The sequence below is a fragment of the Streptomyces sp. CBMA29 genome (genome assembly GCF_014596445.1).
Classification (GTDB): domain Bacteria; phylum Actinomycetota; class Actinomycetes; order Streptomycetales; family Streptomycetaceae; genus Actinacidiphila.
Genome location: NZ_MECL01000093.1, coordinates 27,376 through 50,763 on the forward strand (window position 1 = coordinate 27,376; position 23,388 = coordinate 50,763).

A 23,388-nucleotide genomic window follows, 5' to 3' on the forward strand; every position below is an offset into this window, starting at 1 on the left:
ACCAGCGCTTGCCCTATCGAGAGTGTGTACATGAAGCGGATCGTTGCCCGCGTGTGGAAGCTCGTCCGGGGCCCTCTGCAGTGGCGCATCCTGTGGTTTGCTCACGCCAAATTCATGGTCGGCGTGACGGGAGTGGTACGTAACGAGGCGGGGGAAGTCCTGCTGCTCAAACACCGCTTGTGGCCCGCCGACCGGCCATGGGGCCTCCCGACCGGCTACGCGGTCAAGAGTGAAGAATTTCCGAAGACCATCGTCCGAGAGGTCCGGGAAGAAACCGGCCTTGACGTCGTTCCGGGCCGACTGGTGCAGGTGACCAGCGGCTACAAGCTCCGTGTGGAAATCGCATACGAAGCTCTCCACGTGGGTGGAACTCTCAAGCTGGATGGCTTCGAGATTCTGGAGGCGAAATGGTTCAACCCGGATGCGCTCCCTGCTGGGACGCAAGAGGCCCACATTCAGCTCATCAAATCGGGCACACCGGCTTAGCGGAGCTCGCTCCGAACGAGTCCGTGACGGGCGCCGGGGCACCCCGTTCCATGAAGGCGTCGAAAGCGCTCGGCGGGTTCCACCACCCGGATCAGGGGTACCGGCACCTCCAGATGGTGACGGTCATCACCGTGTACGGGCCCATGGGGCGCCACGATCCCGAGCACCCCGCACTGGCTCTCCTCGACCTACTGCGTGCGACGGGGCCAGGACAGCGACGTGTTCGCACAGCACCTGCCGGCGGGCCTTCTGAGCCAGATCGCCTACGGCGTCGTGTTCGCCGTCGCGGACAGCGACCTGTCGAACGGGTCCCTCGGCGCCCGAGCGGCGACGATCACCAGCCTGTTGATGCTGGGAGTTCCCGAGACGCGCGCGGTCGCCCTCGTGGGCGACCGGCCCTGACCCGCAGCGCTCCAATACCGCTGTGCGTAGTGGGCCGGTCGGCTACTTCGCGGGGAACTCCCCCGCTATGACGGCGGCGAGGAAGGCGGTCCACTCGGGGGCGGGGAAGAGGAGGGCGGGGCCGTGGGGGTCCTTGCTGTCGCGGGTCGCGCGGGCGCCGTCCGGGAGGGCGGCGACCTCGACGCAGTTGCCGTTGTTGCCTGAGTACGAGGACTTCGTCCAGGCAAGACCGGCGGCAGAGGCGGAGTCGATGTGAGTCTGCACGGGATTAGCTCATTTCGTTGATGGCGTTCAGGATGAGCGCCCGCGATTTGGTGACGTTGTCGGCTGCCATGTTGAGGCGCCGGAACAGCGTGGTGTAGACGTCCACGTCCGCGGGTTCCTCGTAGTACAGCGTGCTGGTCTGCGACTCGGCGTAGATGATGTCCGTCTCGGTGGTCGCCGGGAAACTCATGATGACGAACGGCCCGAACAGACAGGCGTTCATGGGATCGTCCCGCGACAGCACCTGAAGCTGCACATTGGCCTGACGGCTGTCCGCGATCAGGGCCTCCAACTGGGCCTTCATCACCTCGCGCGAGCCGACCCGGTGGTGCAGCGCACTCTCGGAAATGATCACCCAGAGTTGCAGGGGGTCGGCGCGCGTGAGCATATTGCGTCGCTCACGCCGCACATTGACCTGTGTTTCGACGTGCTCGGGTGTCGAGTCCGGCGCCTGCAACTCGACGAGCGCGCGGGTGTATTCGGGAGTTTGCAGCAGACCGGGAACGAGATTGGTCTCCACGTTGTACAGCTCCGCCGCGTCCCATTCGATCGCCACGTACGAGGCGTAGTCGGCGTCGACCGCGTTCGCGTACCGCGACCACCAGCCCTTTTTCTTCGCCTCGCGGGCGAGGAGTTCGATCTCGGCGCGGTCGTCGGCTTCGGTGACCCCGTAGGCGTCCATCAGGGCGCGCAGGTCCGGCAGCCGTACGCCCGACTGCGCGTTCTCGATCCGCCCGACCTTCGACTCGGCGGAACCGAGCGCCTTGGCCGCGTCCGCGTGCGTCAGTCCGGCGTCCGTCCGCAGGTCCCGGAGCCGTCGGGCCAGTCGTCGCTGACGGATCGTCGGATTGCTGTTGATGGGCACTGCGGCACCACCCCTCCCACTGCTTCTCGCAGGTCAAGTGTGCCGTTCGGCGACTGTAAGGGCAACAGGTCTTTGAACCTTGTCAAAGTGGGGACTTGACACTCTAGGCAAGTCACGATGCATAGTAATCACGGTGGCCGATGTGACCCAACTCTCAGCGTCCGCACGGCACATGACGGCGCCACCCCGACCCTCACCCAGGGAGTGGTATGTCGATCGACCGCACCGAATCCATGCAACTGCGGCGCTACCGGCCCGCCGTGGCCAAAGCCCGTACGTACGCTCGCGAGTTAGCCGACCGATGGAACATTCCGGCATTGGGCGATGACCTGGAACTTGCCGTCACCGAGGTGGTCACCAACGCCGTGATCCACGGCGACGCGGCCAAGGGCAGCCGCGTACACGTCAGTTACCGCCTGACGAAGGACCGGCTGCGCGTCGAGGTCCGCGACCGGGCGACCGGCACGCCGACGCCCGCCCGGCGCGGGGCCCCTGACGGCGACCTCGCCGAGAACGGGTACGGCCTCCCGGTGCTCACCGCGATCACCGACCTGTGGGGCGTGACGCCCCATGTCATCGGCAAGAGCGTGTGGTTCGAGATCGAAAGGCCGAGCGCGTACGGCTACATGCGCGCGTACGACGCGACACCGGACGAGGAAATCCGCGCCGACGAGCAGCGGCTGCGGATGTGGGCGGCGGCCGAGGGCTACGTGCTGGCCACCGTCTACCAAGAGGTCGTCGCGGGCGGAATCACCGAACTGACCGCGCTTATCGCACAGATGCGGCGGACGGGCGTCCGTACGGTCGTCGTGCCGTCCGTCGAGCACTTGGGCAACGGCCGGTTCCTCCAGGAGCACGTCTGGGCCGAGATCGTCGGGCGCACCGACGCCGAGGTGCACGAGGCGCGCGAGGCGGAGAAGGCCCCAAACGGCTCAGACGACTCAGACAGCTCAGATGACTCGGACGCGGGGAAGGGAAAGCCGTGATCACCACATCCGCGCCGGGAGACCTCCGGGTCTCCACCCTTCACATGACGTCCGGGCCGCCCGCCGTGGGCCTGGCAAGGGAATTCGTACGCCGGACGCTGCGGCACTGGCAACTCGTGGACGTACTCGACAGCGCCGAGCTGGTGGTGTCCGAGTTGGCCACCAACGCGGTGAAGAGCACAGGCGGCGACAGCGGACAGCACGTGGTCGGCGTACAACTGCGGCTGGTGGAAGCCCGGTTGTACGTCGAAGTCTGGGACAGCGGCGAGGGATCGGCTGTCGTGGCACCGGAGCAGTCGCTCGACGCCGAGGGCGGGCGCGGGCTGTTCCTGGTGGCGGCGCTGTGCGAACGGTGGGACAGCTACCGGCCTACGGCGGGCGGCAAGGTGGTCTGGGGCAGACTGCCGGTCGCGTGACGGCGACGCTCGGGAACGGCGGTCACGCGACCGGAGGGGCCGGACGGGGTCGGGCAGGGTCAGTCGAGGCAGAATTCGTTGCCCTCGGGGTCGGTCATCACGATGTGGCCCGGGTTGAGGAGGGCGGGGTCGTGGCGGGTGAGGCGGGTGGCGCCGAGGGCGGTGAGGCGGTCGGCCTCCTTCTCGTGGGCCGCCATGCGCTCGTCGCCCTCCAGGCCGGGGGCGGCGCGGACGTCGAGGTGGACGCGGTTCTTGGCCTGCTTCCCCTCGGGGACGCTCTGGAAGAAGAGCCGGGGCCTGACGCCCGAGGGGTCGACCACGGCGGAGCGTTCGTTGCGCAGCTCGGGCGGTACACCCATCGACTCAAGAGCCTCGTCCCAGGACGAGAAGCCCTCGGGCGGGTCCTGGAGCCGGTAGCCGAGGGCCTCGGCCCAGAAGACGGCCAGCGCGTTCGGGTCGGCGCAGTCGAAGGTGATCTGGAGGTCGCGGACTTCCTGGTGCTCGTTCATGATCCCAGCGTGGCGCATATAGCGGACAGGTACGTTCCGTGATCGCCGGGCGATGTGGAACGATCACCCGATGACCGTAGAAGCGACGACCGAACGGGTGCTGCGGCTGCTGTCGCTCCTCCAGCACCGCTCGTCCTGGACGGCCGGTGAACTCGCCGCCGAGCTGGGCGTCACGGACCGCTCGGTACGCCGTGACGTGGAGCGGCTGCGCGCGGTCGGCTACCCCGTGCACGCGGTCCCGGGCGTCGGCGGCGGCTACCGGCTCGGCGCGGGCACCCGGCTGCCGCCGCTGCTCCTGGACGACGACGAGGCCATCGCGACGGCGGTCTCGCTGCGGCTGGCGTCGGGCGGCACGGTCGCGGGCGCGAGCGAGGCGGCGCTGCGGGCGCTGGCCAAGCTCGACCAGGTGATGCCGCCCCGGCTGCGCGCCGAGGTGCGGGCCGTCCAGGGCGCCACCGACACCCTCGTGGGCCCCACCAACGAAGTCGACCCGGACCTGCTGATGACCTTCGCGCGGGCCTGCCGGGACACCGTACGCGTACGGTTCGCGTACAGCGGCCGGGACGGCGGCACGGCGCGCGGGCGTACGGTCGAGCCGGTGCGGATGGTCACCACGGGACGCCGCTGGTACCTGATGGCCTGGGACGTCGACCGCGACGACTGGCGCACCTTCCGGCTCGACCGGATGCGCGACGCGGAGGCGACCACCTGGCGCTTCCGGCCTCGCGAGCACCCCGACCCGGTCGCCTACGTGCGCCGGTCCGTGACCGAGTCCCCGTACGCGCACCTCGCCCGCATCCGGTTGCGCGCCCGGCCTGATCTCGTCAGGGACATGGTGCCGCCGCAGGTGGGACGCGTCGAGGACGACGAGCGCGAGGGCTGGTGCGTCCTCGTCATCGGCGCGACCTCCCTGGAGGTGACCGCCGCCCGGGTGGCCGCGCTGGGCTTCGAGGCCGAGGTGCTCGAACCGCCGGAGCTGCGCGAGGCCGCCGCCCGCCTGGCCCGCCGCCTCACCACCATGGCGCAGGGCGGCTGACGTCGGGGGTGGCCTCAGCCGGTGGGCGTGACGGTGTCCGTGGCTCCGGGACCGGTGGTTCCGGCGTCCGTGGTCGCGGTGCCCGTGGTCGCGGCGCCCGTCGTCGGCGGCGTGAAGGTGCCGGTCCTGGTGGGGGCGGCGCCGGAGGGGGTGAGGTTCGGCGGAGTGGAGACGTCGGCCGATGACGGGTCCGTGGTCGGCGGAGTCGTCGGGTCGTCCGTGGGCGGTGTGGTGGTTGGCGTCGTCGGCGGAGTGGTCGTCGGGGTCGTGGGAGGTCTGCTCGTCGGCGGACGACTCGTCGGCGGCCTCGACGTGTGCGTGTTGCGCGGCGGCGTCGGCGTATCGCCCGGTGCCGACGTCAGGCCGCCGCCAGGGGGCGTGTACGGGGCTCCGGGGGCCGTTGTCGGGCCGCCCGTCGTCCCGGCCGGTATCGACGGCGTCGGGGACGTGGCGGAGGCGGACGGCGAGGCGGCCGTGGGGCCGTCCGTCGAGGGATCGTCCGTCGGGGCGTCGGTCGAGGGATCGTCCTGCTGAGACGACTCGACCGGCTGGACCTGGTTGGGCTTGGGGCCGTCACCGGAGGTGGCGCCCATGGTGACGATCGTGGCGAGGGCCGCCGCGAGCGCGACGCCGGTGCCGACCACCACCAGATTGCGGCGCCGTCGGTGCGTGGCGGGGCGCCCGGCCTCACCCCGCGGGACCGGGGAGCCGCTCTTGTTGATCACCGTCAGCGGCGTCGTGGCCGCCGTGATAGCGAGCGGCGCCGTACCGCCGGAGCCGCCCGGCGGGAGCTCGAGCAGCGCGGGCAGGTTCGGAGTGCCGCCGCCGGCACGGTCGTTGACCAGCGCGAGCGTACGGCGGCCGACGACGGTGCCCTGCCGGTCGGCGAGGGCCCCGCGCAGAGCGATGGACGCCTCCAGTTCGGCGCGGGCGCGGTCGGTGTTGCCGGTGCACAGCGCGAGGACGCCCAGCTCGTGGTGGAAGTACGCCTCCTCCGCGACCTCGCCCGACAGCCGGGCGGCCTCCTGGCCGATCCGCAGCGCCCGCTCCCAGGCGCCCCAGTGCAGCGCGGCGGCGAAGGCGGGCGCGACGGTGCGGGCGAGCAGGACGGCCGCGCTGGGGTTGCCGCCGTCGCGGCAGGCGGACATCGCGGCGAGGATCGCCTCGGACTCGGCGGCGGCGCGCTCGGGGCCGACCGAGGGGTGCCCGGTCCACCAGGCGTAGTGCAGGGCCGCGGTGTGCGACTGGACCGCGCTCAGCTCGCCGTCTGCGGTGAGCCGCGGCGCGAGCTGCTGGACGACTCCGGCGGCGAGCCGGAAGTGCGCGGAGACCGGTACGGCCAGGCCGACCGCGGTGAGTTCGCCGAGGGCCGCGTCGCCGTGGGTGTCACCGACGAGGGCGGGCAGGTGCGAGGGGTGCGGGCACTCGCCGTCGAGGGCGACGGCGAAGGCGAGGGCTTCGCGGGCCGATTCGCTCAACCGGCTGGCGAGCAGTTCCGCGGGGGCCGCGCTCTCGGCGAGCGACGGCAGCGGCAGGTCGACGGGCGGGCCGGTGTAGGCGGCGGGTCCCGGACGGGGGGCCGCCCCCGGTATCTCGGGTATCTCGGAGGTGTCGGCGCCGGACGGGAGCGCGTCGGCGGCGTCCTCCGCGCCGTGTCCCGGAGGCGCGTCGGGCCCCTGGAGTATGTCGAAGCCGGTGAGGTCGGGGACGGCCGGTGCGCCCGCGCCCTGCGGCGAGCCGTTCTCCCACACCGAGTCGTCCCAGTCGGGCTCGGGCGGCTGGCGCAGCGCGTCCCGCTGCCGCAGCAGCGCGCCGGCCTGCACGAAGCGCAGCGGCAGGCCCTCGGACTCGAACCACAGGTCGGCCGCCCACGCGGTCTCGTCCTCGCCCAGTGGCCGTCCGGTGACGAATTGCAGCAGGTCGACGCAGGCGACGCGGGTCAGGCCCGACAGGAAGACCTCTTCGATCATCGAGTCGGCGGACGGTGTGGTGACGTCGGGCGTCGCGGACATCAGGAAGGCGCACTCGGGGGCCGCGGAGAGCAGTTCCTCCAGCGCGGCGCCGCCAAATTCCAGGTCGTCTATGACGACGACGGCGCCGGTGTCGCGCAGCAGGCCCGGCAGGTCCGCGCGGTCGGGGCGGTGGCCGTCGGTGGCGTAGACGGTGGCGAAGAGTTCCTGGAGGACGTCGGCGGGGGTGCGACGGTAGCCGGACAGCCACAGCACGCCGTCGGGGGCGAGATCGGCGCAGGCGTTGGCGACGGATTCCAGCAGCGCGGTGCGGCCCGCGCCCGACGGCCCTGTGACCCGTACGGAACGGCCCCTGGCCAGCAGCCGGATCAGCCGCTCGCGCTCCTCGTCGCGCTCCAGCAGCGGCAGTTCGGGGGCGGGCGGTCCCGGCGGCGGCGACGGGCGGCCCGCGGCCAGGTGCGCGACGCGCTCCTCGCGGGTGCGGCGCAGCGGCAGCGGGCTCTCGGCGGGCGGGCAGAGCGTGACCTCGGTGCCGTCGATCGGGTTGACGGTCAGCAGGTAGTCGGAGGTGGTGACGCGGAGCACGCGGGCGTTGCCGCCGCTGGAGGTGCCGCCCAGTTCCGGGGTGAGCGGGTCGCGGGAGGCGCGCGGGCCGCGCAGCGCCAGGGTGCTGTCCGTGAGGGCGGGCAGGAACCCGGTGGCGGGGCCGTTGCCCTTGCCGTGGCCGTTGCCGTGGCCGTCACCGTGGCCCTCGCCGTGGTCGGGGTCGGCACCGAAGTCCGAGCCTGCGGCGAAGTCGGAGCCGAAACCGGGTCCCGGGCCGGGCGTGGGGGCCGGGCCGAAGTCGGCGGCGAAGTCCGCGCCGTGCCCGAATTCGACGCCCTGGCCGAAATCGGGGCCGGTGGCGGGACGCGCGTCGGCGTCGGCGACCGTCAGGTCGTCGAAGTCCGGTATCGGGCGCTCGCCCGACTCGCCGGTGCGGTGGTCCATCTCGTACGCCCCCCAGGTGCGTGACGTGCGGGGGCCTGATCGGGCCGCCCTGTGTCCGCTGCCGGACCCGGCCCGATTCCCCTTTTCTGGCGTACGGGGTGGCACGCCTGCTGGCAATCTGCGGCAAACTCTAAAGGCTGCCACAGTATTCATGAAGTGCCGGGGCCACGGTGCCGCCCTTACGTCACCTTTCGGCCTCGATCGCGAGGATTCGATGCAGCCGGGTGGCGACCAGCAGGCGCTGCATCCGCGGCGGGACCCCGCGCAGCACGAGCCTCCGGTTGGCGCGGCCCGCTCTGCGGTGGGCGCCCATGATCACGCCGAGGCCGGTGGCGTCCCACGAGTCCAGCTCCGTGAGATCGAGCACCAGGTCACCACGGCCGGAGTCGACGGCGGTGTGCAGGGCCGAACGGGCGTCCGCCGCGCTCCGGACGTCGAGGCGGCCCCCGACGACCAGCTCGGCGTGGTCGCCCTTGATGTGCATAGTCGCTCCCCGAGGAGTGCCGGCTCGTGGACCCGGCTCGTGGCATGGCCGCCGCGGGACGGCGACGGCACGGATCATCCGTATGTCTTCACACAACTGACGGTCCGTCGTATGGAGAAGTTGCCGTCTGTGAGCGAACCGATACCGAATTCACTCCTGCGGGTGACGTTGTATAGTACGCGTGCTCACTGCGCGTGCTCAGTACGAGTAGAAGCCCTTGCCGCTCTTGCGGCCGAGGTCGCCCGCGTCGACCATGCGGCGCATGATCTCCGGCGGTGCGAACTTCTCGTCCTGCGACTCGGTGTAGATGTTGTCCGCGGCGTGCAGCAGGATGTCCACGCCCGTGAGGTCGGCGGTGGCGAGCGGGCCCATCGCGTGGCCGAAGCCGAGCTTGCAGGCGATGTCGATGTCCTCGGCGGAGGCGACGCCCGACTCGTAGAGCTTGACGGCCTCGACGACCAGGGCCGAGATCAGCCGGGTGGTGACGAAGCCCGCCACGTCACGGTTGACGACGACGCAGGTCTTGCCGATCTCCTCGGCGAAGCCGCGGGCGCGCTCCAGCGTGGCGTCGCTGGTCTTGTAGCCGCGGACGAGTTCGCAGAGCCCCATGAGCGGGACCGGCGAGAAGAAGTGGGTGCCGACGACGCGTTCGGGGTCGCGGGTGACGGCGGCGATCTTGGTGATCGGGATCGCGGAGGTGTTGGAGGCCAGGACCGCGTCGTCGCGCACGATCGTGTCGAGGGCGCGGAAGATCTCCTGCTTGACCTCGATCCGCTCGAAGACGGCCTCCACGACGATGTCCGCGTCCGCGGCGGCGTCGAGGTCGGTGGTCGCGGTGATCCTGGCCAGCGCCGCCTCGGCGTCCGCCGCGTCCAGCTTGCCCTTGGAGACGAACTTCTCGTACGAGGCGCGGATGCCGTCCGTGCCGCGCTTGAGCGCCGCGTCGGTGACGTCCCGCAGGACCACGTCGTACCCCGCCTGGGCCGACACCTGCGCGATACCGGAGCCCATCAGTCCCGCTCCGACGACGGCGAGCTTCTTCGCCACGGCACACACCTCTCCATTGGGGCCGAGCCTTTGCGGCCGACTGGCCGAATTCGCTGATCTCGCCGGACCTTAACGCTCGTTCACCTCCGCGCGCAGCATGAAGTAAGCGGTGTCACCGTGTGTCCTTCGTCGCACTGGGCGCCAACCGGCCATCAGGCGGGGGCGTCAACCGGCCGTCGGGCGGGGGCGGGAGACGCCCCGTCGGGCGGGCACGCTCTACGCTCGACCGTATGGTCAACCTCACCCGCATCTACACACGTACCGGCGACGACGGCACCACCGCGCTCGGCGACATGAGCCGGACCGCGAAGACCGACAGCCGGATCGCCGCCTACGCCGACGCCAACGAGGCCAACGCCGCGCTCGGTGTGGCGCTCGCGCTCGGCGCGCTGCCCGAGGAGGTCGCCACCGTCCTGGTGCGCGTGCAGAACGACCTCTTCGACGTCGGCGCCGACCTCGCCACTCCGGTGGTCCCCGACCCCGAGTACCCGCCGCTGCGGGTCGAGCAGACCTATGTCGACCGGCTGGAGGAGGAGTGCGACCGCTTCCTCGCCGATCTGGACAAGCTCCGCAGCTTCATCCTCCCCGGCGGCACGCCCGGCGCCGCCCTGCTCCACCAGGCGTGCACCATCGTCCGCCGCGCCGAACGCTCCACCTGGGCCGCCCTGGAGGACCACGCGGACACGATGAACCCGCTCACCGCGACCTACCTCAACCGGCTCTCCGACCTTCTGTTCATCCTCGCCCGCACCGCCAACAAGTCCCGCGGGGACGTCCTGTGGATCCCCGGCGAGAACCGCTGACCCACCCCCGCGCTCCCGTCCCGCAGCCGTCGTCGCGCGCCCGCCGCGGATGACGGGACAGCTCTCAGCGCTCGGCGCGTTCGGGGGCCGGCGGGCGTTTGGGCCACAGGGTGTAGGTGGCTGCCACAAGGGCGTTGATCACGGTGATCGCGGCCATGCGGAGTTGCCATTGGTGGAGGGCGTCGGTGCGGGCGGGGGCATCGACGTACCAGACGGCGAGCTGGAGCAGGAGGACCGCGACGGCGGAGGCGACGGCTGTGCGGGCGCAGATCGACCACTCGTGGCGGGCGCGGGCGCGGCCGTACTTCGGGCGTCCCGCGGGGGCCGGGGCGCCGGCGAAGCGGTGGGCGAAACGGACGTCGGCCCAGCGGATGAGGTAGTGGCCGTAGCCGACGGAGAAGCCGATGTAGGCGGCGGCCAGGCCGTGGGTGACGTCGGCGGTGGCGCCGCGTCGCAGGTCGAGGACGGTGACCACCAGGAGCACGAGATCCACCAGTGGCACCGCGGCCAGCACCAGGGCGCCCGCCCGTGGGCGGCGCAGCGGGTAGCGCAGCGTCAGTCCGGCGGCCAGCAGCAGCCAGAAGCCGATCTCGCACCCGGCGATGACGGCGACGATCATGAGCGGGGCTCCTCCGGTCTCCGATGGGCCGGCGAAGGCCCGGCACCTGTCAAGCCTCTCCCACGGGCGGTCGTGGATCATCGTCGGCACTGACGATCCCGCCCTGCATCCTTCGATGTAGTCGCCGCCTCCTCCCGCGGTCCGACGCGTCCACCGCGGCGCCGTGCTGTGATGGAGCCGTGCTCACCACCATTCGCCGCCCGCCCCGCGACGACGTACTGATCGCGGCTGCCGGGCTGACCGGCGGGCTGGTGATGTGGGGGTTCGGGCTGACCACCGGCTCGCACCACCCGGAGGGGAACTACTCCTGGCTGACGCTGCTGCCGCTCGGCCTGATGACGGCGTGCGAGGCGTTCCGCAGGACCGCGCCCGCGCTCACCCTCCCGGTCGGCCTCGCCGCGCTCGCCCTCGATTCGGTCTTCGGGTCGCTGCTGGTCACGATCGTGATGTTCACCGATGTCGTCTACGCGTGCGTGCTGTACGGGGGGCGCCGCCCGGCCCGCGCGGTGCCGGTGGCGGCGGTGGCCGTCACCGTGGCGCTGACGCTGGTGCTGGGCGCGGTGTCGCGGGACCCGCAGTCCCTGGTGATCGGGCTGCTCGCGGCGCTCGTCCTGGTGGCGCCCTCCTGGACCGGGCTGATCGTGCGGCAGCACAGAGAGACCGCGGACGCGGCGACGTTGCGGGCCGAACAGACCGCGCTGCTGGCCGAGTTGGACCGGCGGCAGGCGGTGACCGGCGAGCGCTCCCGGATGGCGCGCGAGCTGCACGACCTGGTCGCCAACCACCTGTCCGCCATCGCGATCCACTCCACGGCCGCGCTGAGCGTGGACAAGCGGGAGGGCCCGGCCAGGGACGCGCTCGGGGTGATCCGGGAGAACAGCGTGCTGGGTCTGGCCGAGATGCGGCGGCTGATCGGCCTGCTCCGCGACCCGGCGGAGGGCCCCGACAGTCTGGAGCCCGCCGCCGCACCCAGCCTGGACGCGGCCGACACACTGGTGGAGCAGGCGCGGGCGGCCGGTGCGGAGTCGGGGCTGCGGTTCACGCTGCGGGACGAGCGGACCCGCGACGCTCCACCGGTCCCCTCCCCCGTCGGCCTCGCCGCGTACCGCATCCTCCAGGAGTCGTTGACGAACGCCCTCAAGCACGCGGCGCCCGGCCGGGTGCTCGTCGTCCTGCACCAGCGGGAGGACGCGCTGGCGGTGGTGGTGTCCAGCGGGTACGCGCCCACGCCCGGCGGTACGGGCACGGGTCCCCGGGCCCCCGGCTCGGGCGCGGGGCTGATCGGCATGCGCGAGCGGGTGGCGCTGCTGGGCGGCGAATTCCAGGCGGGCCCCGACCCGGACGGCCGGCGCTGGCGGGTACAGGCGCTGCTGCCCGTGGAACACCCGGCCGCCGCGGCGGGAAGCGAGCCACGGAACCAGCCCGTGAGCCAACCGAGCAGCCAGCCCAGCAACCAACCCGTCAGCCAGCCCGTCAGCCAGCCCGGAACCGGGCAGACACGCAACAGTGAGGGAGTCGCATGATCCGGGTCGTGGTGGCCGAGGACCAGTCCGCCGTACGCGCCGGGCTGGTGATGATCCTGCGGTCGGCCCCGGACATCGAGGTGGTCGGTGAGGCCGCCGACGGCGAGGAGGCGGTGCGGGTGGCCCGCGAACTCCGCCCCGACCTGGTGCTGATGGACATCCAGATGCCCCGCCTCGACGGTGTGGCCGCCACTGCCCAGGTCACGGGCGAGGGCCTGGCGGACGTCCTGGTGCTGACCACCTTCGACCTGGACGAGTACGTCTTCGGCGCGCTGCGGGCGGGCGCGGCCGGTTTTCTCCTCAAGGACACCGACGCCGAGCGGCTGCTGGAGGGCGTACGCCTGGTCGCGCGCGGCGAGGGCCTGCTCGCGCCCGCCGTGACCCGGCGGCTGATCAGCGCCTTTGCCGGGCGGCCAGGTCCCCGCACGGCCGCCGACCGGGCGGCCGTGGCCGCGCTGACCCCGCGGGAGCAGGAGGTGCTGTCGTGTCTGGGCGGGGGCCTGTCCAACGCGGAGATCGCCGCGGCGCTGTCGATGGCGGAGGCGACGACGAAGACGCATGTGAGCCGGATTCTGGCGAAGCTGGAGCTGCGCAGCCGGGTGCAGGCCGCGATGCTGGCCCAGGAACTCGGTATGGTCCAGACCTCTTGACCGGTGGTCCAGACCTTTCTGAGCCCGACCCGTACGGCCGGAGGCCGACACCGCCGCCCGTCGGCCTCCGGTGCTACGCCACGTTGACCCGCTGGCCGGGCGGCGCCGCTTCGAGCCAGGCGAGGAACCCCGTCAGGGCGTCGTAGCTCATCGCCAGCTCCAGCCGGGCGCCCTGATGCTCGCAGGAGAGCACCACCGCGTCCGACAGCAGCGCCAGCTCCTCCGAGCCCTGCGGGTCCCGGCGCCCCAGTACCTCGATCGCCGGTCGCAGCAGCACCCGCCGCGGGCGGGGCGCGTACGAGAAGACCCGGAACCACTCCACCCGGTCACCGCTGTAGCGCGCGACCCCGTACACCCAGCCCTTGCCGCCACCGCCGGCCGGCTCGTCACCGTCCGCGCCCTCCGCCGGAGCGGGGCGCAGGCTGCAGTCGAAAGTGCCGCCTGGCCGTTGGATCAGCCGGCGGCGCAGTCCGAAGACGAAGAGTCCGAGCAGCGCGGCGGCGATCACCGCGCCACCCACCTCAAAGGAGAGGATCACGTCCACCGACCTCCTCGCCTAGAAATGGGTTACTGCCCTTGCTGTACCGGAGCCGCGGACCGCCCCCAGGAGGGCAGTCCGCGGCACCGTGGTCGTTCGGTCACGCCTGGTACGTCAGCTGGTGCGGTTGTGGTGGTGCGGTTGTGGTGGCGCGGTTGTTCAATTGGTCGGCGCTCCCGGCGGGAGAGTCAGTACGCTCCCGCCGCGGCGGCCAGCCGGACCTCGGCGCGGCGCTCGGCCGCGGCGTCGGTCTCCGACTTTGACCGCTCAAGAGCACGCTCGGCGCGCGCCACATCGATCTCGTCCGCCAGCTCCGCGATCTCCGCGAGAATCGAGAGCTTGTCGTCCGAGAAGGAGATGAAGCCACCGTGCACGGCGGCCACGACAGTGCCGCCGTCCGACGTGCGCACCGTCACCGGGCCGGACTGGAGCACCCCGAGGAGCGGCTCGTGTCCCGGCATGATGCCGATGTCACCCGACGTGGTACGGGCGATGACCATGGTGGCCTCGCCGGACCAGACACTACGGTCCGCGGCGACCAGCTCGACGTGAAGATCGGCCAAGACGGCTCCTCGGGTTGGCACCCACCGTGCTCAGTGGATGCGTAAGACACAGAATAAGGGGTGCGAGAGGGGGCGGGCGCCCCGGGGCTTCGCCACGGGACTCACCGCCCCCCTTTTACGCTGTCGCGCGCGCTCCTACCGACGCGCACGCGCGGCCTGCTCGAGGCTTCCGCGTCAGCTGACGCCGAGCTTCGCCGCGTTGGCCTTGAGGTCGTCCAGGCCACCGCACATGAAGAACGCCTGCTCCGGGAAGTGGTCGTACACACCGTCGGCGATGGCGTTGAACGCGGAGATCGACTCCTCCAGCGACACGTCGGAGCCGTCGACACCGGTGAACTGCTTCGCCGCGTGGGTGTTCTGCGACAGGAAGCGCTCGATCCGGCGGGCGCGGAAGACGGTGAGCTTGTCCTCTTCGCCCAGCTCGTCGATGCCGAGGATGGAGATGATGTCCTGGAGGTCCTTGTACTTCTGCAGGATTCCCTTGACGCGCATGGCGCAGTCGTAGTGGTCCTGCGCGATGTAGCGCGGGTCCAGGATGCGGGACGTGGAGTCCAGCGGGTCCACCGCGGGGTAGATGCCCTTCTCCGAGATCGGCCGCGAAAGCACGGTCGTCGCGTCGAGGTGGGCGAAGGTGGTCGCCGGGGCCGGGTCGGTCAGGTCGTCCGCGGGGACGTAGATCGCCTGCATCGAGGTGATCGAGTGACCACGCGTCGAGGTGATCCGCTCCTGGAGCTGCCCCATCTCGTCGGCCAGGTTCGGCTGGTAACCCACCGCGGACGGCATACGGCCGAGCAGCGTGGAGACCTCGGAACCGGCCTGCGTGAAGCGGAAGATGTTGTCGATGAAGAACAGCACGTCCTGCTTGGCCACGTCACGGAAGTACTCCGCCATGGTCAGACCGGCCAGCGCCACGCGCAGACGGGTGCCCGGGGGCTCGTCCATCTGACCGAAGACCAGCGCGGTCTGCGGCAGCACGCCCGACTCGGCCATTTCCGCGATGAGGTCGTTGCCCTCACGGGTGCGCTCGCCGACACCGGCGAACACCGAGACGCCCTCGTGCAGCTTGGCCACACGCATGATCATTTCCTGGATGAGCACGGTCTTGCCGACACCGGCGCCGCCGAACAGACCGATCTTGCCGCCCTTGACGTACGGGGTCAGCAGGTCGACGACCTTCAGGCCGGTCTCGAACATCTCGGTCTTCGACTCGAGGTCGTCGAACTTCGGCGCCTTGCGGTGGATCGCCCAGCGGTCGGTGACCTCGGACTCGGCCTCCGGCTCGTTCAGGATCTGGCCCAGGGTGTTGAACACCCGGCCCTTGGTGACGTCGCCGACCGGCACCGTGATGCCGTCGCCGGTGTCGGTCACCGGGGCCTGGCGGACCAGGCCGTCGGTGGGCTGCATCGAGATGGCGCGCACCAGGCCGTCGCCGAGGTGCTGCGCCACCTCCAGCGTCAGCGTCTTCGTGCCGGACTCGGCGCCCGTGTCGGCCACGTCGACGTGCAGCGCGTTGTAGATCTCCGGCATCGCGTCGACGGGGAACTCCACGTCGACGACCGGGCCGATGACCCGCGCGACGCGGCCGGTGGCCGTAGCGGTTTCAACAGTGCCAGCAGTGGCAGTCATAGTGGTTAGTCACTCCCCGCGTTCGCGTCGGCCAGCGCACTGGAGCCGCCGACGATCTCGCTGATTTCCTGGGTGATGTCGGCCTGTCGGGCCGCATTGGCAAGCCGCGTGAGCGACTTGATGAGGTCTTCCGCGTTGTCGGTCGCGGACTTCATCGCACGGCGGCGGGCCGCGTGCTCCGAAGCCGCCGCCTGGAGCAGCGCGTTGAAGATGCGGCTCTCGACGTAGCGAGGCAGCAGCGCGTCCAGCACGCCCTCGGCGGAAGGCTCGAACTCGTACAGCGGAAGAATCCCGCCCTTGGCGGCCCGCTCCTCGGCGCCCGCGGCGGCCGTCTCGTCCAGCGAGAGCGGCAGCAGCCTGGTGTCGACCGGGGACTGCGTCATCATCGACACGAACTCCGTGAAGACGATGTGCAGTTCGTCGACGCCACCGTCGGCCGTGTCCTTGAGCACCGACTCGATCAGCGGCCCCGCGACCTTCTTGGCGTCGCCGTAGCCGGGGCTGTCGGAGAAACCGGTCCAGGACTCGGCGACCGTACGCTCGCGGAAGCCGTAGTACGCCACTGCCTTGCGGCCGATGAGGTACGAGTCGACTTCCTTGCCCTCCGCGCGCAGCCGCTCGATGAGCCGGTCGGCCGCCTTGATCGCGTTGGACGAGTAGCCGCCAGCCAGACCGCGGTCGCTCGTGACGAGCAGGACCGCGGCGCGGGTCGGGTTCTCGGCCTCGGTGGTCAGCGGATGCCTGGTGTTGGAGCCGGTCGCCACCGCCGTGACCGCACGAGTCAGTTCATCGGCGTACGGGGACGAGGCCGCCACCTGGCGCTGCGCCTTGACGATGCGCGAGGCGGCGATCATCTCCATCGCCTTGGTGATCTTCTTCGTGGCGGTGACGGACTTGATCCGGCGCTTGTAAACCCGAATCTGTGCGCCCATGCGATCAGCCCTCGACCAGCAGCGCGCCCGAGGACGTCTCGAACTGCTTCTTGAAGGCGGCGACCGCTTCCTTGAGCGTCTGCACGGTCTCGTCCGGCAGCTTGCCGGTCTCGACGATCGCGGTGAGCAGCGACTTGTGCTCGCGGTGCAGGTAGTCGAGCAGCTCGCGCTCGAAGCGGCGCACGTCCTCGACCGGTACGTCGTCCAGCTCGCCGGTGGTGCCGGCCCAGATGGAGACGACCTGGTCCTCGATCGCGTACGGCGCGTACTGGCCCTGCTTGAGCAGCTCGACCATCCGCTGGCCGCGCTCGAGCTGGGCCTTGGACGCCGCGTCCAGGTCGGAGCCGAAGGCGGCGAACGCCTCCAGCTCACGGAACTGGGCCAGGTCCACGCGCAGCCGTCCGGCGACGCCCTTCATGGCCTTGATCTGCGCGGAGCCGCCGACTCGGGAGACCGAGATACCGACGTTCAGCGCGGGGCGCTGACCGGCGTTGAACAGGTCCGACTCCAGGAAGCACTGGCCGTCGGTGATGGAGATGACGTTGGTCGGGATGAACGCCGACACGTCGTTCGCCTTGGTCTCGACGATCGGCAGACCGGTCATCGAACCGGCGCCCAGGTCGTCGGAGAGCTTGGCGCAGCGCTCCAGCAGGCGGGAGTGCAGGTAGAAGACGTCGCCGGGGTACGCCTCGCGCCCCGGCGGACGGCGCAGCAGCAGGGAGACCGCGCGGTAGGCGTCGGCCTGCTTGCTCAGGTCGTCGAAGACGATCAGTACGTGCTTGCCCTGGTACATCCAGTGCTGGCCGATGGCAGAACCGGTGTACGGGGCGAGGTACTTGAAGCCGGCCGGGTCGGACGCCGGGGCGGCGACGATCGTCGTGTACTCCAGGGCGCCGGCCTCCTCCAGCGAGGCGCGCACGCCCGCGATGGTGGAGCCCTTCTGGCCGATGGCGACGTAGATGCAGCGGACCTGCTTCTTCGGGTCGCCCGAACGCCAGTTGTCGCGCTGGTTGATGATCGTGTCGATCGCCAGGGCGGTCTTGCCGGTCTGCCGGTCGCCGATGATGAGCTGGCGCTGGCCGCGGCCGATCGGGGTCATCGCGTCCACGGCCTTGAGGCCGGTCTGCATCGGCTCGTGCACCGACTTGCGCTGCATGACCGTGGGGGCCTGCAGTTCAAGGGCGCGGCGGCCGTCGGTCTCGATCTCGCCGAGGCCGTCGATCGGGGTGCCGAGCGGGTCCACGACCCGGCCCAGGTAGCCCTCGCCGACCGCGACGGAGAGCACCTCGCCGGTGCGCTGCACCGGCTGGCCCTCCTCGATTCCGTTGAACTCGCCGAGGACGATCGCGCCGATCTCGCGCTCTTCCAGGTTGAGGGCGAGACCGAGGGTCCCGTCCTCGAACTTCAGCAGCTCGTTCGCCATGGCCGAGGGCAGACCCTCGACCTTCGCGATGCCGTCTCCGGCAACGCTGACCGTGCCGACCTCCTCGCGCGAGGCGGCGTCCGGCTTGTACGACTGGACAAAGGTCTCCAGCGCGTCCCGGATCTCCTCCGGCCGGATCGTGAGCTCCGCCATCTGGGTTCCCTGCTCTCCTTGTTGGGCCCGAAAGTCTTCTTGGGGGTTTCTGGGGTCAACCCCCAGAAAGGCTCTGTTAGGCTCCGTCGGCCCAACGCGGGCCGCTCGTACTACGTCGTCGTGCTGCGTGCTGTGCCTTCGTGCTGCGTGGCTGATGCCGCGTGGTCGTGTGTGACGCGACCGGCTGTCAGCCCGCCATCCGCCGGGCCGCCTCGTCGAGACGGTCGGAGATGGCTCCGTTGATGACCTCGTCGCCAACCTGCACCCGGACTCCGCCGAGGACCGTGGGGTCCACGTCCAGGTTCAGATGCACCTGGCGGCCGTAGATCCGGGCCAGCGCGGCGCCGAGGCGCTGCTTCTGCTGGTCACTGAGCGGAGTCGCCGACACCACTTCCGCGACCATCCGGTCACGGCGGGCCGCGGCCAGCTTGGACAGGGACTCGATCCCCGACTCCAGGCTACGTCCCCGGGGCGTGGTGACCAGCCGGACGACCAGCCGTTCGGTGACCGGATCGGCCCGCCCGCCGAGCAGCGTGTGCAGCAGTGCGGCCTTGGCCGGACCGCCGACGACGCGGTCGGTGAGGGCGGAGCGCAGTTCGGTGCTGCCGGAGACGATCCGGCCGAAGCGGAACAGCTCGTCCTCGACGTCGTCGAGGCGACCGGCCCGCTGCGCGGTGGCGAGGTCGGCGCTCGACGCCAGCTCCTCGACCGAGTCGACCAGGTCGCGCGAGCGCGACCAGCGGGACCTGACCATGCCGGTGAGCAGGTCGAGGCTCTCGCCGCCGATCTGGCCGCCGAGAAGCTGTCGCGCCAGCGACGCCTTGGCCTCGCCGGACTTCGCCGGGTCGGTCAGGGCGCGACGGAGCGTGCCCTCGCGGTCCAGCAGTCCGGTGACGGCGGCCAGGTCCTCGGCGAGCTTGGCCACGTCGACGGACTGGACGTCCGTCAGCGCGTCGAGCCGTTCGCGGGCCGCGCCCAGCGCGTCGCGGCTCGCGCCGTTCATCGCGCCGCCTCGGCCGTCGCGGAACCGGCGGCGGGAGCCGCGTTGTCCAGGCCGTCGAGGAAGCGGTCGATGGTACGGCTCTGCCGGGCGGAGTCCTCCAGGGACTCACCGACGAGCTTGCCCGCCAGTTCGGTGGCGAGCTTGCCGACGTCCTGGCGCAGCGCGGCGGCGGCGGCCTTGCGGTCGGCCTCGATCTGCGCGTGACCGGCGGCCACGATCTCCTCGCGCTGGCGCTGGCCTTCGGCCCGCATCTCCGCGATCAGCGCGGCGCCCTGCTCCTGCGCCTCCTGGCGCAGTCGCGCGGCCTCGTGCCGGGCCTCGGAGAGCTGCTCGCGGTACTGCTCCAGCGTCTGCTGGGCCTCGGCCTGGGTGGCCTCGGCCTTCTCCATGCCACCTTCGATGGCCTCACGGCGCTCGTCCAGAACCTTGTTGATGTTCGGGAGGAGCTTCTTGGCGAGGAAGAAGAAGACGATGGCGAAGGCGATCAGGCCGATGATGAGCTCGGGGATCGGCGGGATGAGCGGGTTCTCCGCCGTCGCCAGCGGTACCTGGGCGATCACATCAGTGCCTTCCGTCTAGGTTTCTGTTCGTCGGCCGGGATCAGGTGGCCGGGTAGACGAACGGCATGACCAGACCGATCAGGGCGAGCGCCTCACAGAAGGCGAAGCCGAGGATCTGGTTGGCGCGGATCAGACCGGCCGCCTCGGGCTGGCGGGCGAGGGCCTGGGTGCCGTTACCGAAGATGATGCCGATGCCGACGCCGGGGCCGATGGCCGCGAGGCCGTAACCGATCGAGCCGAGGTTGCCCTTGATCTGGGTGGCGGCGAGCGTCGCGTGCGCGAGAGCGGACATGCCGGTTCTTCCTTATCTTTCTCGGACCGGTGGGGGTTGGCCACCGGACATCTGTCGGGTCGTGGGGGCGGTGCTCAGTGGTGCTCGGCGAGCGCGCCCTGGACGTAGCTACAGGCCAGGAGCACGAACACGTACGCCTGAACGGCCTGGATGAACAGCTCGAAGGCGGTCATCACGATGGTCATCACGAACGAGACGCCCGCGTAGGCGATGCCGATGCCGTTGAGCATGTACCAGCTCGCGATGGTGAACAGCAGCAGCAGCGTGTGACCGGCGAACATGTTGGCGAAGAGCCGGACCGCGTGGGTGAAGGGCCGCACCAGGACGTTCGAGAAGAACTCGATGGTCATGGAGAGCGGCAGCACGGCGCCGAGCGTCTTGTCGTAGCCGGTGATGTTCTTCAGGCCGCCGACGAGGCCGTGCTTCTTGAACGTCAGGTACATCCACGTGACGTAGACGATCGCGGCCAGCCCGACAGGGAAGGCGATGATCGACGTCACGGGGAACTGGGCGACCGGGATGACCGACCAGATGTTCATGATCCAGACGAAGAAGAACAGCGAGACCATCAGCGGGACGTACTTCTCGCCGACCTTCTTGCCGAGCGTCTCGTAGACGATGCCGCGGCGGACGAAGTCGTAGCCCGCCTCGCCCACCATCTGGACCTTGCCCGGGACCATCTTGGGCTTGTTGAACGCGGCCCAGAAGAATCCGACGACCACGATCGTGCTCAACAGTGCCAGCAGCATCGGCTTGTTGAAGTGGAAGCTGCCGATCGAGAAGATCGGGTCGAAGACGAACGAGTGCAGTCCGGGGGCCGGGAAGCCGCACCCGTCGAAGAGGTGGCAGTTCGTCTCGAAGGCGAGAACCTGGTCAGCACTCACCGCGAGCTCCTTCAGCGTGGCGCATGGGTACGGCAACCTCGATGTGTCGGCGGGCCTGACGGCCACGGAACGGCACTGGACTGGTGGGTCGGATGTGTACGCGGCGAGTCGGCGCTGAACCGAGCGGCAGGGCAGGCTTGAGCGCCGCTCGCGGCAGCTCCGCCGCAGTTGAGTCCGGACGATAGCAAACGAGCGGCAGAGTCTTTACACCGGCCCTACCGAACCCGCGGCTCACGACGGTGTTCCCGCCGACTCGGGCTCGACGTAAAGGATCTTGGTCTTCATGTGCGCGCGTGCCTGCGCGGCGATCCAGACGAGCGCCGCGGCCAGCAGCGAGAACGCGAACGCGCGGGTGTTGAAGAGCGAGGTGTGCTTGAACACCGCGAGCACGATCGCCAGCAGCAGGATCTGCACGGTGTAGAGCACGAGGCCCATCATCTGGAACAGCGACGGGTACGCCTTGGCGGTGCGCTGGAGCACCACCATCCCGATCGCCATGAAGGCGATCACGACCAACGTGCCGGCGGCGGCGCCGATCGCTCCCTTGCCACCGGCCACCGCTCCGCTCACAGCGGTGGCGATGACACCGGCCGCGGCAGTGGGGACGGTGCAGTTGAGGAGGGTTCGGACGTCGTTGGACTGCATGGTGGCAGCTCCTCCGGCGGGAGTTGGGGAAAGCGGGTGTCGTCGGAGACGAGCGTAATCCGGGTTCGGGGACGTGCCTCACGCCGGAAGACCATCTCACTACGGTCTTTCGGCTTGTTTCCCGGGTTTCGTGAACGGTATCACAAAGTATTTAGCCAGGGCTTTACCATGGAAGTGTGCTGACCGTCACACGGGAGAGGTATCGACACGCCTTTCAACTGACGCCCTATTTGGCACACTTCCGAGAAATCGCCGGATATGCCGGATTTAAAGTCGTTTATCGACGGCTCTCGACGGGACGCCGGTCCGGCAGCCGCGAACGGTCGCCGATCGCGGTCGATCCATGCAGCGGCGGACGGTCCTCGGAGCGCATCTCCCGCTCGGCCGCGGCAGCGGCGGCGGCCAGCCGGCGGCGCCGACGCCGGTAGCGCGGCGGCACGAACGCCTCGGCCCAGTGCGGCGCGCGCGGCCGGAACCGCGGCAGCAGCAGGACCAGCAGACCCAGCGCGCTCAGGCCGACGATCACCATGACGATGCCGAGGCTGGAGGAGTTCACCGAGAACGCCACCGCGGAGAAGGCGAACAGCGCCGACCAGAAGTACATGATCAGCACGGCCCGGCTGTGCGAGTGCCCGATCTCCAGCAGCCGGTGGTGCAGGTGGCCGCGGTCGGCGGCGAACGGCGACTGCCCCTTCCACGTCCTGCGGACCACGGCCAGCACCAGGTCGGCGGCCGGAATCGCGATCATCGTCAGCGGCAGCAGCAGCGGCATGTAGACCGGCACCATGAAGTGCACGGTGCTGCGGCTGGATCCGGTGAAGTCGGTGATGGCGTCCGGGTCGACCTGCCCGGTGATGGAGATCGCGGACGAGGCGAGCACCAGGCCGATCAGCATCGACCCCGAGTCGCCCATGAAGATCCGCGCCGGGTGGATGTTGTGCGGCAGGAAACCCACGCACATGCCGATCAGGATCGCGCTGAACAGCGTGGCGGGCGCGGCGGCTTCGACGCCGTAGCCGTACCACATGCGGTACGCGTACATGAAGAACGCGATGGCGGCGATGCAGACGACGCCCGCGGCCAGACCGTCGAGGCCGTCCACGAAGTTGACCGCGTTGATGGTGATGACGACCAGCGCGACGGTCAGCAGCGTCGACTGGATCGGGGTGAGCGCGACCGGGCCGACACCGGGCACCGGCAGCCACAGAATGGTCAGGCCCTGGAAGACCATCAGACCCGCGGCGATCATCTGCACGCCGAGCTTGACCAGCGCGTCGACGCCCCACTTGTCGTCCAGCACACCGAGCAGCCAGATCAGCCCGGCGCCGGAGAGCAGCGCGCGCGGCTCGTTGGACTGCGAGAACACGTCCCCGATGTTGCTCAGGTGCGCGGCGACCAGCAGACCGGCGCACAGCCCGCCGAACATCGCGATGCCGCCCAGCCGGGGCGTGGGCTCGCGGTGCACGTCACGCGCGCGGATCGGCGGCATGGCGCCCGCCGCGATGGCGAACTTCCGTACCGGGCCGGTCAGCAGATACGTGACGGCGGCGGCGACGCACAGGGTCAGCAGATACTCGCGCACGAGCAGCCTCCGACGGTGATTTCGCGGGCATCGGGGGCGTAGCAGCGCTGCGCACACGTCCGGGGGATCCTCACAGCGTCACACCCTAGTGGTGGCCGGGCCGAGACGGCGAACATCAGTCAAGACTCACAGGGAGC

At 70.4% G+C, this 23,388-nt stretch carries 26 protein-coding genes; 8 read left to right on the forward strand and 18 right to left on the reverse strand.

Going from position 1 to position 23,388, the window contains the following annotated elements; translation table 11 throughout:
- The first annotated feature begins 30 nt into the window (after window positions 1–30).
- The gene (locus tag BGM09_RS14280; RefSeq protein ID WP_188281932.1) at window positions 31–486 is read left to right on the forward strand and encodes an NUDIX domain-containing protein; all 456 of its coding nucleotides are present in this window, start codon (window positions 31–33) and stop codon (window positions 484–486) included.
- 219 nt (window positions 487–705) lie between these two features.
- On the forward strand, window positions 706–888 hold the full coding sequence (locus BGM09_RS14285; protein WP_223186891.1) for a hypothetical protein: 183 nt from the start codon (window positions 706–708) through the stop codon (window positions 886–888).
- 42 nt (window positions 889–930) lie between these two features.
- On the opposite strand, the gene BGM09_RS14290 is transcribed toward BGM09_RS14285, so the two are convergent.
- On the reverse strand, window positions 931–1,152 hold the full coding sequence (locus BGM09_RS14290; RefSeq protein WP_188281933.1) for a DUF397 domain-containing protein: 222 nt from the start codon (window positions 1,150–1,152) through the stop codon (window positions 931–933).
- Between the two features lie 4 nt (window positions 1,153–1,156).
- A complete protein-coding gene (locus tag BGM09_RS14295; RefSeq protein WP_188281934.1) occupies window positions 1,157–2,017 on the reverse strand; it encodes a helix-turn-helix domain-containing protein in 861 nt (286 codons plus the stop codon).
- Window positions 2,018–2,226: 209 nt separating this feature from the next.
- Between BGM09_RS14295 and BGM09_RS37680 the strand changes: the two genes are divergently transcribed.
- Both BGM09_RS37680 and BGM09_RS14305 read left to right on the forward strand, forming a co-directional pair.
- Window positions 2,227–3,003 (forward strand): ATP-binding protein, encoded by a 777-nt coding sequence (locus BGM09_RS37680; RefSeq protein ID WP_223186892.1) that lies wholly within the window; start codon window positions 2,227–2,229, stop codon window positions 3,001–3,003.
- Entirely contained in the window at window positions 3,000–3,419 is a 420-nt protein-coding gene (locus BGM09_RS14305; RefSeq protein ID WP_188281935.1) for an ATP-binding protein, read from the forward strand. The genes BGM09_RS37680 and BGM09_RS14305 overlap by 4 nt, the downstream gene beginning before the upstream one ends.
- Window positions 3,420–3,478: 59 nt before the next feature.
- Here the strand turns inward: BGM09_RS14305 and BGM09_RS14310 are convergent, their stop codons facing one another.
- The gene (locus tag BGM09_RS14310; RefSeq protein WP_188281936.1) at window positions 3,479–3,928 is read right to left on the reverse strand and encodes a VOC family protein; all 450 of its coding nucleotides are present in this window, start codon (window positions 3,926–3,928) and stop codon (window positions 3,479–3,481) included.
- A gap of 70 nt (window positions 3,929–3,998) precedes the next feature.
- Here BGM09_RS14310 and BGM09_RS14315 point away from each other — a divergent pair, with 70 nt between their 5' ends.
- Complete coding sequence (locus BGM09_RS14315; protein WP_188281937.1) at window positions 3,999–4,964, forward strand: helix-turn-helix transcriptional regulator; 966 nt, start codon at window positions 3,999–4,001, stop codon at window positions 4,962–4,964.
- 14 nt (window positions 4,965–4,978) lie between these two features.
- Here BGM09_RS14315 and BGM09_RS14320 read toward each other — a convergent pair whose 3' ends face one another.
- From BGM09_RS14320 to BGM09_RS14330, 3 genes are all read right to left on the reverse strand, one after another.
- The gene (locus BGM09_RS14320; RefSeq protein WP_188281938.1) at window positions 4,979–7,924 is read right to left on the reverse strand and encodes an ATP-binding protein; all 2,946 of its coding nucleotides are present in this window, start codon (window positions 7,922–7,924) and stop codon (window positions 4,979–4,981) included.
- Window positions 7,925–8,108: 184 nt separating this feature from the next.
- Window positions 8,109–8,408: an STAS domain-containing protein gene (locus BGM09_RS14325; protein ID WP_188281939.1), complete on the reverse strand. Its 300-nt coding sequence runs from the start codon at window positions 8,406–8,408 to the stop codon at window positions 8,109–8,111.
- A 198-nt stretch (window positions 8,409–8,606) separates the two neighbouring features.
- Window positions 8,607–9,455 carry a 3-hydroxyacyl-CoA dehydrogenase family protein gene (locus tag BGM09_RS14330; RefSeq protein ID WP_188281940.1) on the reverse strand — a complete coding sequence of 283 codons (849 nt, stop codon included), beginning with the start codon at window positions 9,453–9,455 and terminating at the stop codon, window positions 8,607–8,609.
- Window positions 9,456–9,685: 230 nt separating this feature from the next.
- Between BGM09_RS14330 and BGM09_RS14335 the strand changes: the two genes are divergently transcribed.
- On the forward strand, window positions 9,686–10,258 hold the full coding sequence (locus BGM09_RS14335) for a cob(I)yrinic acid a,c-diamide adenosyltransferase (protein ID WP_188281941.1): 573 nt from the start codon (window positions 9,686–9,688) through the stop codon (window positions 10,256–10,258).
- 64 nt (window positions 10,259–10,322) lie between these two features.
- On the opposite strand, the gene BGM09_RS14340 is transcribed toward BGM09_RS14335, so the two are convergent.
- Window positions 10,323–10,877 carry a hypothetical protein gene (locus BGM09_RS14340; protein WP_188281942.1) on the reverse strand — a complete coding sequence of 185 codons (555 nt, stop codon included), beginning with the start codon at window positions 10,875–10,877 and terminating at the stop codon, window positions 10,323–10,325.
- Window positions 10,878–11,056: 179 nt separating this feature from the next.
- On the opposite strand from BGM09_RS14340, the gene BGM09_RS14345 reads away from it, so the two are divergent.
- Window positions 11,057–12,400, forward strand: a complete 1,344-nt coding sequence (locus BGM09_RS14345; RefSeq protein ID WP_317452697.1) for a histidine kinase — start codon at window positions 11,057–11,059, stop codon at window positions 12,398–12,400.
- On the forward strand, window positions 12,397–13,050 hold the full coding sequence (locus BGM09_RS14350) for a response regulator (protein ID WP_188281944.1): 654 nt from the start codon (window positions 12,397–12,399) through the stop codon (window positions 13,048–13,050). Before BGM09_RS14345 ends, BGM09_RS14350 begins: the two co-directional genes overlap by 4 nt.
- 73 nt (window positions 13,051–13,123) lie before the next feature.
- Here the strand turns inward: BGM09_RS14350 and BGM09_RS14355 are convergent, their stop codons facing one another.
- The 11 genes from BGM09_RS14355 to BGM09_RS14405 form a co-directional block, all read right to left on the reverse strand.
- Window positions 13,124–13,588, reverse strand: a complete 465-nt coding sequence (locus BGM09_RS14355; RefSeq protein WP_188281945.1) for a DUF2550 domain-containing protein — start codon at window positions 13,586–13,588, stop codon at window positions 13,124–13,126.
- A gap of 188 nt (window positions 13,589–13,776) precedes the next feature.
- Window positions 13,777–14,151: a F0F1 ATP synthase subunit epsilon gene (locus tag BGM09_RS14360; RefSeq protein WP_188281946.1), complete on the reverse strand. Its 375-nt coding sequence runs from the start codon at window positions 14,149–14,151 to the stop codon at window positions 13,777–13,779.
- Window positions 14,152–14,325: 174 nt separating this feature from the next.
- Window positions 14,326–15,777 carry a F0F1 ATP synthase subunit beta gene (atpD, locus tag BGM09_RS14365; RefSeq protein ID WP_188281947.1) on the reverse strand — a complete coding sequence of 484 codons (1,452 nt, stop codon included), beginning with the start codon at window positions 15,775–15,777 and terminating at the stop codon, window positions 14,326–14,328.
- A gap of 5 nt (window positions 15,778–15,782) precedes the next feature.
- Entirely contained in the window at window positions 15,783–16,709 is a 927-nt protein-coding gene (locus BGM09_RS14370) for a F0F1 ATP synthase subunit gamma (RefSeq protein ID WP_188281948.1), read from the reverse strand.
- A 4-nt stretch (window positions 16,710–16,713) separates the two neighbouring features.
- Window positions 16,714–18,285: a F0F1 ATP synthase subunit alpha gene (gene atpA, locus BGM09_RS14375; protein ID WP_188281949.1), complete on the reverse strand. Its 1,572-nt coding sequence runs from the start codon at window positions 18,283–18,285 to the stop codon at window positions 16,714–16,716.
- A gap of 187 nt (window positions 18,286–18,472) precedes the next feature.
- Entirely contained in the window at window positions 18,473–19,288 is an 816-nt protein-coding gene (locus tag BGM09_RS14380; protein WP_188281950.1) for a F0F1 ATP synthase subunit delta, read from the reverse strand.
- Complete coding sequence (locus BGM09_RS14385) at window positions 19,285–19,848, reverse strand: F0F1 ATP synthase subunit B (RefSeq protein ID WP_188281951.1); 564 nt, start codon at window positions 19,846–19,848, stop codon at window positions 19,285–19,287. The genes BGM09_RS14380 and BGM09_RS14385 overlap by 4 nt, the downstream gene beginning before the upstream one ends.
- A 40-nt stretch (window positions 19,849–19,888) precedes the next feature.
- Complete coding sequence (gene atpE, locus BGM09_RS14390) at window positions 19,889–20,140, reverse strand: ATP synthase F0 subunit C (protein WP_188281952.1); 252 nt, start codon at window positions 20,138–20,140, stop codon at window positions 19,889–19,891.
- 74 nt (window positions 20,141–20,214) lie between these two features.
- Window positions 20,215–21,039, reverse strand: a complete 825-nt coding sequence (gene atpB, locus BGM09_RS14395) for a F0F1 ATP synthase subunit A (protein ID WP_188281965.1) — start codon at window positions 21,037–21,039, stop codon at window positions 20,215–20,217.
- 216 nt (window positions 21,040–21,255) lie between these two features.
- Window positions 21,256–21,669, reverse strand: coding sequence for a hypothetical protein (locus tag BGM09_RS14400; protein WP_188281953.1), 414 nt, complete (start codon window positions 21,667–21,669; stop codon window positions 21,256–21,258).
- A 277-nt stretch (window positions 21,670–21,946) separates the two neighbouring features.
- Window positions 21,947–23,251: an MraY family glycosyltransferase gene (locus BGM09_RS14405; protein ID WP_188281954.1), complete on the reverse strand. Its 1,305-nt coding sequence runs from the start codon at window positions 23,249–23,251 to the stop codon at window positions 21,947–21,949.
- Window positions 23,252–23,388: the final 137 nt, after the last annotated feature.

Coding starts and splice junctions, on each gene's coding strand:
- atpA (WP_188281949.1), bottom strand. CDS start 18,285: ATGGCGGAGCTCACGATCCGGCCGGAGGAGATCCGGGACGCGCTGGAG.
- BGM09_RS14340 (WP_188281942.1), bottom strand. CDS start 10,877: ATGATCGTCGCCGTCATCGCCGGGTGCGAGATCGGCTTCTGGCTGCTG.
- BGM09_RS14335 (WP_188281941.1), top strand. CDS start 9,686: ATGGTCAACCTCACCCGCATCTACACACGTACCGGCGACGACGGCACC.
- BGM09_RS37680 (WP_223186892.1), top strand. CDS start 2,227: ATGTCGATCGACCGCACCGAATCCATGCAACTGCGGCGCTACCGGCCC.
- atpE (WP_188281952.1), bottom strand. CDS start 20,140: ATGTCCGCTCTCGCGCACGCGACGCTCGCCGCCACCCAGATCAAGGGC.
- BGM09_RS14350 (WP_188281944.1), top strand. CDS start 12,397: ATGATCCGGGTCGTGGTGGCCGAGGACCAGTCCGCCGTACGCGCCGGG.
- BGM09_RS14310 (WP_188281936.1), bottom strand. CDS start 3,928: ATGAACGAGCACCAGGAAGTCCGCGACCTCCAGATCACCTTCGACTGC.
- BGM09_RS14315 (WP_188281937.1), top strand. CDS start 3,999: ATGACCGTAGAAGCGACGACCGAACGGGTGCTGCGGCTGCTGTCGCTC.
- atpD (WP_188281947.1), bottom strand. CDS start 15,777: ATGACTGCCACTGCTGGCACTGTTGAAACCGCTACGGCCACCGGCCGC.
- BGM09_RS14380 (WP_188281950.1), bottom strand. CDS start 19,288: ATGAACGGCGCGAGCCGCGACGCGCTGGGCGCGGCCCGCGAACGGCTC.
- BGM09_RS14370 (WP_188281948.1), bottom strand. CDS start 16,709: ATGGGCGCACAGATTCGGGTTTACAAGCGCCGGATCAAGTCCGTCACC.
- BGM09_RS14400 (WP_188281953.1), bottom strand. CDS start 21,669: ATGCAGTCCAACGACGTCCGAACCCTCCTCAACTGCACCGTCCCCACT.
- BGM09_RS14320 (WP_188281938.1), bottom strand. CDS start 7,924: ATGGACCACCGCACCGGCGAGTCGGGCGAGCGCCCGATACCGGACTTC.
- BGM09_RS14280 (WP_188281932.1), top strand. CDS start 31: ATGAAGCGGATCGTTGCCCGCGTGTGGAAGCTCGTCCGGGGCCCTCTG.
- BGM09_RS14325 (WP_188281939.1), bottom strand. CDS start 8,408: ATGCACATCAAGGGCGACCACGCCGAGCTGGTCGTCGGGGGCCGCCTC.